An 11934-nucleotide genomic window follows, 5' to 3' on the forward strand; every position below is an offset into this window, starting at 1 on the left:
CTCAATTGCGGCAAAGATTTCATCCATTCGTGAAATACAGAAGATTTCATGATGCTTTCTCCTTGCGACCTATATTTCAGTATAGCGAGAAGAACGTATTTCAACTGTTAACGCAGACAGAGCCAATATAAAGACCAACTGCCATAGCCACGCAGTGCTGCACCGGATGAAATTTGCACCAGCGTTTTAGGCACAGGCATATCGCCAAAATGGCGGATAAACGCCGCAATAACGCGGATTGCCGAGTTGAAATTAACATTCAAATTAAGGGCAATCGCCTCATCGCTGATGGCTGAAACAGGTGCGAGCGGGCTAAGCATACCGGCGTTATTAACCAGTAGCACTTCTTCCCAAGGCTGGCTGGCAAGCTGGCTAAATGCTTGATCGGCCACACTGGCGGCATCGGCCGCAGCTAAATCCAGACGAATATGCCCGTTGCTGCTGCCGCTGCGCGAAAACTCACAAATATGCCAGCCCAAGCCTTGATACACATCCACCAAAGCCGCGCCTAAGCCTTGCGATCCACCGGTAATGCAAAGAAGCTTCATTTATTGGTGCCTATTGATGAGCTAAAACAAGGTAACCAGCGTATTTCTTAGCGATTAACTCACCAACTCATGCGGGTAAATTCGCAGCAGCACAATTCTTGGGCCATTCATCTTTTTAACCACGGCATCAAAGTGCTCAAAACGAATACGCTGGCCTTCCGTGGGTAAATCACCGAGCTGCTGCATAATCAAGCCGCCCACTGAATCCGCCTCGGTTTCCTCAATATCAATCCCCAATGCACGCTCTAGGGTAAAGATATTCAAGCTACCCTTACCAATTAAAGAGCCATCGTCGAGCTTGGACCATTCATTTTGTGGCTGGCGAAATTCATCGCCAATCTCACCCACCAAAGCACCCAGCAAATTATCCAGCGTAATAAAGCCCAACGGCTGGCCGTCTTTATAGGCCACCACAGCAAAATGCGGCGTGCCGTGCTGAAAGCGTTTAAACAGCTCAGATACCGACATACGCGGAGATACGGTAAGCACAGGGCGGGCTAATTTATCTAAATGAGTAGGCAACTCGCCTTTACGCATCGCAAAAAACACATCTTTTAAGTGCAGTACCGATTGTACCTGCCCCGCCTCATTCAACAGGGGATAGCGGCTGTAGCGGTGTTTTACCAATAAATCTAAATGCGTTTCAATATCTGCACTCGCCTGCAAAGCCACCGCCTCATTAAAAGGATGCATTAAATCTGCGACTTCTAAATCACGGAAATCCAATGCCTGCGCCAAGACACGCCAATCATCTTCGCTATACTGCTCATCAGATTGCGAGGTACGTAAAATGAGCTTCAGCTCTTCAGCGGAATAATGGCTATCGTGATCATCCGCAATATCTAGGCCCAGCTTACGCAGCACCCAGTTGGCACTGTGGTTCAGCATCCAGATTGCCGGATACATCAGCCAATAAAAACAATACAGCGGGATGGCAGTCCAAATACTGACCTTATCTGGCATACGAATCGCCATGGATTTGGGAGCAAGCTCGCCCACCACGATATGCAAATAAGAAATAATAAAAAATGCGAAGGCAAACGAGATAGAGTGAATCAAAGCCTCATTCACAATCCCCACCGAAGCCAATAAGGGCTGCAATAGGCTGACAAATGCAGGCTCGCCAATCCAACCAAGTCCAAGGGATGCGAGGGTAATACCAAGCTGACAAGCAGAAAGATAAGCATCAAGATTACTATGCACCTTGACTAAAATCTGCCCGCGCCAGCCCATTGTTTTAGCGATGGCATGCACCCGAGTTGAGCGTAATTTAACTAAGCCAAACTCTGCCGCCACAAAAAAACCATTGAGGAGAACCAACAGCAACGCAACTACAATCAATAAAATACTACTGCCCATATCAGGAGCTTCAAGAAGCTCCTATCCTTTTGTTTGTTTAAGTAGCCTTCATTATGCAGGATCAAAGTGTTTTTTAACGAGATCACTTTAAAAAATAAACACATAAACGGCAAAATGCGGCAGATGATGGTTAAAAAACCAAAAAAACTGACAAAAATCGACTTAAATCTCAATCTATTACACTTTATTGCACGGCAAACTGCACTGCGCAAGCCGCCACAACTTAAGCAAATACTTCTGCTAAATCCACGCTAGATGAGCGGCCTAAATCAGCATAATGGCCAGCCAGCCATTTTTTCCCCGCTTCACGCCCCATTTCTTTTAAAGTGGTAAAAAACTTTAAATTAACAGCTAGTTTGGACTCCGCATTAAACTGCCCCATTTCTGCCTCAATCAAATGAAAATGAGTGCGTGCAATATGCCGATCTAATTTTGACCAAACAAATAAGGGGCGGCGTGCTTTCAGCCGCGTAAACATCTGCATTTCTCGCAAAAACCCAGATTGAAACGTAATATCTAAAATTCTACTTTGAATTTCTCTGGCCGAATCCGGTGTAGGATTTAAATTAAGCGGCTGCAATAGCACCAGCAAAATATCACAGGCATCACAGTAATCAAATAAAGGAAATATCGCTGGATTAGCCGAATAAGCGCCATCCCAATAAGGCTCGCCATCAATGGTTACACTGCGATATAAAGTAGGCAAACACGCCGAGGCCAACACCACATCAGCCGTCATTTCTGCATTAGTAAAAATTCTTAACTTGCCTGAATTAGCATGGGTCGTGGCAATAAATAACTTAACGGGACTATGCCTTTGCAATGCCTCAAAATCTATTTGCTGACAGATCAAATCACGCAGCGGATTTAAATCAAAAGGATTCATTTGGCTTGGGGACAAATAACGCGTCCACTGCTGCATTATTTTGCTCACCGACGTACTGTCGCCTGATCCCATATCAGCAGGCATGCTACTAGCAAGCGCTAGCCAAAATTTCTCTAACGCCAGTCTCGCCCCTGCTGGCCCACCATCCATCAAGCCCTGTGCCAGCACGATCGCATTCATTGCCCCTGCGCTAGTGCCGCTGACGCCCTCAAACTGCAGGCGGCCATCTTCTAGCAAGGCATCCAGCACACCCCAAGTAAATGCCCCATGCGCGCCACCGCCTTGCAAAGCAAGATTAATCGTTCGCAAATTCTTAGTCATGGTCAGCCCTCACAAGAATGCACAAGAATAAACACCCAGCCTAACGAAGCTTTGTTAAAAACTGATGCTGCAATGCAGCATAGCAGCTATCCGTGGCGCACAGAGTGTAGAAAGTCACTTACAATCAAGGGCATTACTTCTGATAAGGCCTGCAATGAGCACCACCATTGTATTAATAGAAGACGAACCCGCCATCGCCGATACGCTACGCTTTGCTCTGGAGCGCGAGGGCTTTGCGGTAAGCAGCTATTTGCTGGCCAGAGATGGCGAAGCGGCCATCAAGGCGCAGCGGCCCGATCTGCTGATTTTAGATATCGGCCTACCCGACGATAGCGGGCTAGAAGTGCTTAAACGCCTGCGCCGCCACAGCGATCTGCCGGTGCTGCTGCTCACCGCCAGAGCGGAAGAATTCGATCGAATTTTAGGGCTGGAGCTGGGCGCAGATGATTATGTACTCAAGCCCTTTAGCCCGCGCGAAGTAGCTGCCCGAGTCAAAGCCATTTTAAAACGCAGCAGCCCCAAAACCGATACTAGCTCCAGCTATAGCCACCCCGCCACCAGCAGTAGCCTGTTTCAGCACGAAGCCCAAGCCCGCCGCGTGCAATACGCTGGCCAATATTTAACGCTTACCCCTTCGGAATATCGCCTGCTGATCACCCTGCTAGCCCACCCTGGCCAAGTATTTAGCCGCGCCCAGCTGCTGGACGCGCTGGGCGAGGCGGCCGAAGATAGCTTCGAGCGCACCATCGATAGCCATATCAAAAGCCTGCGCGCCAAATTGCGCCTAGTGAGGCCAGACCTAGACCCCATCGCCACCCACCGCGGCTTTGGCTATGCGCTGGAGCAGATTTAATGCGTTTTTCACTGCGAATATTCTTGGGTTACTTTTTACTGGTTGGCCTGCTGGCGGCTTTTTTACTCAGGCTGGTGGGCGACGAGATCAAACCCGCAGTGCGCCAATCCAGTGAAGAAGTGCTGGTCGACACGGCCAATTTATTAGCCGAACTGGTACAGCCCGATTTTGTGGCGGGGCGGCTAGACGATGGCCGTTTTGCCAGAGCCATTAAGCTGTTTGCCGAAAGAAACCCGCAGGCCAAAGTATGGGGCGTAGCCAGAGATAAAACCTTTTTGCGCGTGTATATCACCGATGCCAAGGGCAAAGTGATACTCGATTCCACCGGACTAGCGGTCGGCCAAGATTACAGCCAATGGCGCGATGTGTATCTCACCCTGCGTGGCCAGTATGGCGCGCGTAGCTCACCGATGGATCGCTACGATGAATCCACCACCGTAATGCACGTTGCCGCCCCTATCACCAAGGGCAAAGAAATTATTGGCGTACTCACCGTAGCCCGCCCCAACTGGGCCATGCAGCCATTTATTGAACGCAGCGAAAACAAATTATGGCGAGCGGGCCTCATCCTACTGGCCGTCGGGCTAATGATTGGTGGCTTATTTTCATGGTGGCTTAGCCACGGCATCAGCAAGCTCACCACCTTTGCCCGTGCCGTTAGTGAGGGGCAGGCCGTGGCCGTGCCACACTTTAGCGCCAACCGCGAGCTCACCACCCTGGCCGCAGCCCTAGGCAATATGCGCGAGCGCTTAGAGGGCAAAGCCTATGTAGAAAACTATGTGCACGGGCTAACCCACGAGCTGAAATCACCACTGGCGGGCATACGTGGCGCGGCCGAAATTCTGTTTGAAGAGGGCCGCGAGCTAAACGAGGGCGATCACCAGCGCTTTACCAGCCATATCCGCCAAGAAACCGCCCGCATGCAGCAAATTGTCGACCGCCTGCTGCAATTAGCCACCTTGGAAGCCAGGCACGGCCTTAAAGATACCAAACCAGTGGATATCGCCAAGCTACTAGACGAAGTGATCAATGCACTTAGCCCACAAGCCGGTTCACGGCAAATACTGCACGCACCATGGCCCAGCGCCATCATCCACGGCGAAGCCTTTTTACTCACCCAAGCCATCAGAAACCTGCTGCAAAACGCACTAGACTTCACCCCTGAGCATGGGCAGATCGATATCAAGCTGACAATTGAAGCGCAAAGCTTGCAAATTGCCATCCACAACCAAGGCGAGCCCATCCCCGACTACGCCCTCACCCGACTATTCGAGCGCTTTTACTCCCTACCCCGCCCCGCCACCGGTCAAAAAAGCACCGGTCTAGGGCTGGCACTTACCCGCACCATGCTGGAATTACATGGCGGAAGTGTAAGCTTGGCAAATCATGTGGAGGGAGGCGTGGTGGCGAGCGTTTGCTTGCCATTGGATTAGATCATCAATAAAAACTCACTCTTGAACCACTTCGATCCCAGAGGACACGGAATTCCACGGAGAAACACAGTAACTATGCCGTTTGCATTGAACGTCCTAATTATCAGACCAACCTTTCCTGCTTAAACCTCCTTTGCAGGACATAAAAGTTCACAGAGAAAACCGATCAAGCCTCGTTTTTCTCTGTGGAACTCCGTATTCTCTGTGCCCTCTGTGGTTCAAGAGTGGGTTTTGCTGCGCAACACCCCATCTCCACACAATCTCCACATTCCACTCATTATCCCTCCACACCGGCCTTGCACAATGCCCCATCGCATATGTAAGGGGAAGGTCATGAAACTTAAGTGGAAGTTTTTCACCAGCGTTCTGCTGCTAATAGGCATGGTGTTTGTTTTAAATCTGGTCAGGCATATGGTATTTGAGCGGCAGCAGCGCGCTCAGGAGGTACGCCAAGAAATTGCCCAATTCAGTGCGGGTGAGCAAACCGTGAAAGGGCCTTTTTTGGTGCTGCCTTTAACTGAAACCATCAGCAAGCTGACCGAGCAGAAAACCCCCCAGGGCAAAATCAGTGCTTGGGAAGAAAGCAGCAGCAGCCGCAATATCATCCTGCGCCCCGAGCAATTTGCTGCCAATGGGCAATTAGCGGTAGAGAAACTAAAGCGGGGTATTTTTGAAGCGCCAATTTACCGCAGTGATCTTATCCTATCTGGGCGCTTTGCCCTGCCCCTACTAAGCCACTACGAGCAACAGCCAAGCTCCACCCGTGAGAAAATCACTAGCCGCTGGGGCAAGCCCTATATCGTGCTTAGCCTTTCTGATGTGCGTGGTATTCAGAATATGGGCGGTACGCTGGCGGCTAATTCATTAAATTTTGAGCCTGGCACCTTGCAAGAAGTCAGCACACCAAGCGTGGTTGCCGAAGCGGCTTCGGCTTCGGGGGAAGAGCGCACCGTAGCCCTCGCTCCCGCAGCCAGCAATTTAGGCGGCGGAGTACACGCCATGGTTAGCTTGCCCGCCGGTGCAGAATCGCTAGATTTTAAACTGAACCTAAAACTCAGTGGCACAACGCAATTACTGATCGAACCCATTGGCAAAGAAAGCCATGTAGCGCTGGCGGGCAATTGGCCTCACCCCAGCTTTAGCGGCAACTTTGCCCCAGTCGAGCGCAGCGTTACCGCTCAGGGCTTTAGCGCACGCTGGCAAACCAGCCAGTTGGCTACCGGTGGCAACTGCGTTAAATCAGACTGCCCCAGCGCCTCACTAGGCTTACGCTTGGTAGACCCCGTTGATAGATACGCCCTCAACGAGCGCACGATCAAATACGCCGAACTATTTGTACTGGTGATTTTTGGTGCGGTGTTTTTGATGTCGGTACTCAAACGCATCGAAATCCACCCCGTGCAATACGCCTTGGTTGGTGCAGCATTAGCGCTGTTTTTTCTGCTGACTTTATCGCTATCCGAGCATCTAGGCTTTGCCAAAGCCTACTGGGCCGCCGCCGCCGCATCCACTGCCCTGCTCGGCTATTACGTCAGCTTTGTGCTGGCCGCATGGCAGCGCGGCTTAGGCTTTTCCATCATCCTTTCCGCACTCTATGGCCTGTTGTATGGCATCTTGCAATCAGAAGATATGGCGCTACTAATGGGCAGCCTAACCCTATTTGGCCTGCTGAGCTGCGTGATGGTGCTCACCCGTAAAACAGATTGGCAAGCGCTGAATTTGCGGACGGCGGGCGATTCCAGCGAGCTGTAGGCTGGACAAAACCCTTTATCTTGCCCACGCCGAGATGCATAGACGTGTGGGCACGGGTGCCCACCCTACATCGCCATCCTCAAAATAAATGGCCCATTGCTTAATTTATAGGCAATGGGCCATTTCAGCGATCTGTAGGGTGGGCAAAACGCTTCCTGACTATGCCTCTTGCTCAATCTCATTATAAATAGCGTAGGGCGGGTGAAACCCGCGTGTTGATTCAGCCTTGCTCGCGGGTTTCACCCGCCCTACCAATTCCAAAACCAAGCCCTCAAGAAATCCATCTACACAGAGTGCATTGAGCAAGAGGCATCACGCCGCACAACTTACCCCCCCGAAGCCGCAATCGCCACCATTCCCGTTTTAATCCCGTCCATTTTCCTTGCCAGCACTTTAGTGCCTGCGGCGATGCCGAAGGTGATTTCGGTAAGGCCGCTGCGCTCGTCACTGCTGCCTAGTTTTACTTTGCTTTGGGCAATTTTGCCGTTCTCTAGCCAATAGACGTAAGGATCGGTGCTGCCACCAAGCACTGCGCCGCTTGGGATGGTGAGTTTTGGCGACGATACGCCAAGGGCCAGCTGGCCTTTGGCAAACATGCCGCCACGCAAGGTGCCACCGGGGTTTTTAACTGCTAAAAACACGGTAATCGCGCGGGAGTTCTTTTCTACTTCGGGATTGATGCGTTGCACCGTGCCGTTAAATACCTTGCTGCCAAAGCCATCCACCTGAAACTCGGCCTGCTGCCCAGCGGCTACATTGGCAATTTGATTGGCGGGCACGGCGACTTGTAGCTCCATAGCGGATACGTCGACGATATTAAATAGCTCGGAATTTTGATCGACTTTTTCACCAGGCTGAATAAAGCGCTTGCTGATCTGCCCAGCAATCGGCGCACGCAGCACCATATCGTCCATGGCGTTTTTAGCCACCGCCACCTGCGCTTGAATCGCTTTTAACTTGGCTTGGCTAACAGTCAGGCTGCTTGAGCTGCTATCAAAGGCATTGCCAGAAATAAAGCCTTGTTTTTGTAAGGCTTGGTTTTTGCCGTGGGTTTTTTCTGCCAGCGCCAGCTCGGCCTTCGCCATATCCAAATTGCTTTGCCGCTCGTTCAACTGGGCAATCATATTGCTCGCATCAAAGCGCGCCAGTACTTGGCCCGCTTTTACTTCTTCACCTTCACGCACCAGCACGCTATCTACCTGAGCCGATACTTTAGAGCGCAAAGAGGCATGGTTAACCGCCTGCAAAGCACCACTAATCGAGATGGATTGATCCAAGGGCCGCAACGTAGCCACGGCTAAATCGGCGGCGGCAAATTCTAATTTACGCGGCGCTTCTTCTTTTTTATCAGGCTTACCCTTGCCTTGGGTAAAAGCCACACCGCCAGCTGCCAGAGCAATAAACAAGAGTGCTAGGCCAATACTTTTTTTCTTAAACATAGTCATCGCATTTATTCCTGATTAGTTCGTTGCCAGCGCAAGCTTTGCAGCTTTACGCGCCTTGCGTTTTACCGCCCAGCCATCTAAATAAGCATACAAAATCGGGACAACAACCAGCGTCAGCACGGTGGAGGAAATCACCCCGCCGATAATTGAACGGCCCATTGCTGCTTGGGTTTCGCCGCCTTCGCCTAGGCCAATCGCCATCGGCAACATGCCAAAAATCATCGCGGCAGTGGTCATTAAAATAGGTCTTAAACGCACTTGGCCCGCTTCTAGCAATGCTTCCTTCACCTGTTGGCCAGCACGTCTACCGTGGTTGGCAAAATCCACCAATAAAATCGCGTTTTTAACCGCCAAGCCTAGTAACATCATAAAACCGATCATGGAGAATAAATTGATGGTGGTGCCAGTTAAAAACAGCGCCAGCAATGCTCCCGTTAGCGAGAACGGCAGTGAGGCCATGATTGCCAAAGGCTGCAAAAAACTGCCAAATTGCGAGGCCAGCACAAAGTAAATAAAGATCACCGCTAGGCCAATTGCGCCAAGGAAGGCGGCAAAGGCTTCTTGCATCTCGGCCTGCTGCCCACCTGTGCCAAAGTGATAGCCAGGTGGCAGCTCGGTTTTATCCAACAAGGCTTGCACTTCATTGCTGACCGTGCCGCTGGGGCGGCCTTGCACATTGGCGTAAAGCGAAACACGGCGCTGCATATCTAGCCGTTTAAGTTGCTGCGAGCTGCTGCTGTTTTCTAAGCTAGCCACTTGGCGCAAAGACACTCTAAGCGGCGAGCCATCGCTATTGGTTTTAGAGCTGCTCAGGTAAAGATCACCCAAATCGCTGGCGGTACGCCGATCGCTTTCGGCCAACTGCACCACCACGTCGTAATTTTGCCCATCGCTGGCTAGCCAGTGGCTGATGGTTTCGCCTGAGATGAGCGCGCGTAATGCACTGCCAATTTGCGCGTTATTTAGGCCTAAATCACTCGCAGCTTCGTTATCAATTTTGATCGCCAGCGTGGGGGTAAAGGCTTTTTCGCTACTTTCTAGATCCACCACACCAGGGATCTTGGCGATTTTTTTCATTAAATCACCGGTGATTTGCGTCAGTTTGCTAGGGTCGGGGCCAAATACGGTGATAAAAATCGGCTTCCAACCGCCCACCGATAACTCCACTCCGGCCACATGGCCAATCACCTTGCGAATTTCTTTTTCGATATCGTCTTGCGAGCGGCGTTGTTTGCGATCCACCAGTTTTAGGGTGATTTCCGCCATATTTTTGCTGTTTTGCACCCCTACCGAAGCCTGAATTGAGCGCACTTCTTTAAACGCTTTTAAAGCAGTTTCAATCTGCTTGGTCTTGGCATTGGTGTAATCCAAGCTAGAGCCGATCGGGGTGTTTAGTTGCAACCTAACCACGCCGTTATCAACTTTAGGCTCAAACTCTGTACCAATAAATGGCAGCAAAAATAAGCTAGCAATAAAGGCCACCGTGGCACCGGCCAGCACGGTTTTTCGTTTAACTAAAGACCAAGCTAAAAAGCGGCCATAGAGATGGTGCAGCCTTTCGATCTGGCGCTCAAATGCCGCCATAAATCGCCCCATACGCGGCCAGCTTTTAAAACGATCGCCTTCTGGATCGTGCCAGATTGATGAGAGCATCGGGTCTAAGGTAAAGCTAACAAACAAGGAAACCAGCACGGCCACGGTGACGGTAATCCCAAACTGAAAGAAAAACGAGCCGATAATCCCATGCATAAACGCCACGGGGACAAACACCGCCACAATAGCAAAGGTGGTGGCCATTACCGCTAGGCCAATTTCCTCGGTTCCCTCGTGGGCAGCGCGGATATGGTCTTTGCCCATGCCCAGATGGCGCACAATGTTTTCCCGCACCACAATTGCGTCATCAATTAATAGGCCAATCGACAGGCTCAGCGCCATCAGCGTCAGCATATTTAAAGAGAAACCAAAGGCATGCACCGCCACAAACGTCGCCACCACCGAGATGGGCAGGGTTAAGGCGGTAATCACCGTACTGCGCCATGAGTGCAAAAACATAAACACAATCAGCGTGGTGAGTATGCCGCCTTCTAAGATGGTGGCCTTGGTGTCGTTCAAGGCGCGCTTAATATCGTCAGAATTAGCCTGAACCACGGTCAGCTCAGCGCCAGCAGGCAGGCTGGCTTTCATTTTTTCAACTGCGGTTTTAACCCCTTCGCCCAGCTCAACAATATTCGCCCCCTGAATTGGGAAAATATCCAAGCTAATCACGCTCTGCCCATCAAGGCGAGAGATAGAGGTGTTTTCCTGCTCGCCATCCACCACATCGGCGACCTGCTCAAGATAAATCGGTGTATTGGCTTGGCGGGCGATAATGATTTTGCCAAATTGCTTAGGGTCTTTAATCTTGCCCTCAAGCCGCACCAGCTGCTCGTTATTGCCATTTACAATCCGCCCTGCGGGCACATCCTGATTGGCCTCGCGCACGGCGTTCATCACCTGATCTACGCCTAGGCCGTAGCTATTAAGTGCATCGCGGCGCAAGCGCAACTGAATCTGCCGGTTCACCAAGCCATTACTATTAATGCTACCCACGCCTGGCGCTGTGCGTAAGCGCTTTACCACTATCTGCTCAGACAACATGCTCAGCTCGCGCAGGCTAAGCGTGCCGGAGCGTAAGGCCAGCTGCATCACTGGCTCGCTTTCACCACTGATATCAGACTTTAATACCAGCGGGTCTTTCGCTTCCTTAGGAAAATTGGGCTTAATCAGCGCTACTTTATCGCGGATTTCTTGCAGGCCACCGGCAGAGTTCGCATCCATACGAAACTCCACCTGCATAAAAGCCGAGCCCTCACGCGCCGTAGCCCAGATATGCTTGACGCCATTAACGGTATTGATTTGCTCTTCTAGCGGCTTGATTAAATCGTTTTCAATCGCCTCTGGGGATGCGCCAGGATAGCTCAGCTGAATAAACACCTGCGGGCTAGCCACGGGCGGCATACGCTCTACCGGCAGCAAGCCGTAAGAGGCCAAGCCCAGCACCAGCAGCGCCAACATGACCATCGTCGCAAAAACCGGATGTTTAATACTAACCTTGGTTATCCACATGCAGGGGCTTCTTTCAAAAGAGGTTAAATTAGCACGCCAAGATAATGCCACAGCTTGACACGCCATCGGCATATTCTGCTTTATTTTGATGTCGTGAGGCTTATAAACTTTGTATTAATTTTGTATTTGATCAATGCACTGCGCCTAAAAACACGGCATGCTCAAAGCGCAGCTAAAAACAAACATCGCCGCGCTAAGGCATACAAAGGTAAAATCCCCTGCTCAGTACTTG

General features: G+C 51.0%; 8 protein-coding genes. 3 read left to right on the forward strand and 5 right to left on the reverse strand.

From position 1 onward, the window contains the following. Positions 1–107 precede the first annotated feature (107 nt). The 3 genes from R6242_RS06350 to R6242_RS06360 all read right to left on the reverse strand — a co-directional run bounded on the left by R6242_RS06350 (position 108) and on the right by R6242_RS06360 (position 3114). Entirely contained in the window at positions 108–548 is a 441-nt protein-coding gene (locus tag R6242_RS06350; protein WP_318425188.1) for an SDR family NAD(P)-dependent oxidoreductase, read from the reverse strand. Positions 549–602: 54 nt separating this feature from the next. Further along, complete coding sequence (locus tag R6242_RS06355) at positions 603–1907, reverse strand: hemolysin family protein (RefSeq protein ID WP_293933859.1); 1305 nt, start codon at positions 1905–1907, stop codon at positions 603–605. 223 nt (positions 1908–2130) lie between these two features. Further along, on the reverse strand, positions 2131–3114 hold the full coding sequence (locus R6242_RS06360) for a patatin-like phospholipase family protein (RefSeq protein WP_318425192.1): 984 nt from the start codon (positions 3112–3114) through the stop codon (positions 2131–2133). Between the two features lie 154 nt (positions 3115–3268). On the opposite strand from R6242_RS06360, the gene creB reads away from it, so the two are divergent. From creB to creD, 3 genes are all read left to right on the forward strand, one after another. Then, on the forward strand, positions 3269–3967 hold the full coding sequence (creB, locus tag R6242_RS06365; RefSeq protein ID WP_318425194.1) for a two-component system response regulator CreB: 699 nt from the start codon (positions 3269–3271) through the stop codon (positions 3965–3967). Beyond that, positions 3967–5400 carry a two-component system sensor histidine kinase CreC gene (creC, locus tag R6242_RS06370; RefSeq protein WP_318425197.1) on the forward strand — a complete coding sequence of 478 codons (1434 nt, stop codon included), beginning with the start codon at positions 3967–3969 and terminating at the stop codon, positions 5398–5400. The genes creB and creC overlap by 1 nt, the downstream gene beginning before the upstream one ends. Positions 5401–5733: 333 nt before the next feature. Next, complete coding sequence (gene creD, locus R6242_RS06375; RefSeq protein WP_318425199.1) at positions 5734–7152, forward strand: cell envelope integrity protein CreD; 1419 nt, start codon at positions 5734–5736, stop codon at positions 7150–7152. Between the two features lie 326 nt (positions 7153–7478). On the opposite strand, the gene R6242_RS06380 is transcribed toward creD, so the two are convergent. Beyond that, positions 7479–8597: an efflux RND transporter periplasmic adaptor subunit gene (locus R6242_RS06380; RefSeq protein WP_318425201.1), complete on the reverse strand. Its 1119-nt coding sequence runs from the start codon at positions 8595–8597 to the stop codon at positions 7479–7481. A gap of 15 nt (positions 8598–8612) precedes the next feature. Further along, positions 8613–11702 (reverse strand): efflux RND transporter permease subunit, encoded by a 3090-nt coding sequence (locus R6242_RS06385; protein ID WP_318425204.1) that lies wholly within the window; start codon positions 11700–11702, stop codon positions 8613–8615. Between the last annotated feature and the right edge of the window lie 232 nt (positions 11703–11934).

It is taken from the genome of Iodobacter sp. CM08 (assembly GCF_033446605.1).
Taxonomy (GTDB): Bacteria; Pseudomonadota; Gammaproteobacteria; order Burkholderiales; family Chitinibacteraceae; genus Iodobacter.

Coding starts and splice junctions, on each gene's coding strand:
- R6242_RS06385 (WP_318425204.1), bottom strand. CDS start 11,702: ATGTGGATAACCAAGGTTAGTATTAAACATCCGGTTTTTGCGACGATG.
- creB (WP_318425194.1), top strand. CDS start 3,269: ATGAGCACCACCATTGTATTAATAGAAGACGAACCCGCCATCGCCGAT.
- creC (WP_318425197.1), top strand. CDS start 3,967: ATGCGTTTTTCACTGCGAATATTCTTGGGTTACTTTTTACTGGTTGGC.
- creD (WP_318425199.1), top strand. CDS start 5,734: ATGAAACTTAAGTGGAAGTTTTTCACCAGCGTTCTGCTGCTAATAGGC.
- R6242_RS06350 (WP_318425188.1), bottom strand. CDS start 548: ATGAAGCTTCTTTGCATTACCGGTGGATCGCAAGGCTTAGGCGCGGCT.
- R6242_RS06360 (WP_318425192.1), bottom strand. CDS start 3,114: ATGACTAAGAATTTGCGAACGATTAATCTTGCTTTGCAAGGCGGTGGC.
- R6242_RS06380 (WP_318425201.1), bottom strand. CDS start 8,597: ATGACTATGTTTAAGAAAAAAAGTATTGGCCTAGCACTCTTGTTTATT.
- R6242_RS06355 (WP_293933859.1), bottom strand. CDS start 1,907: ATGGGCAGTAGTATTTTATTGATTGTAGTTGCGTTGCTGTTGGTTCTC.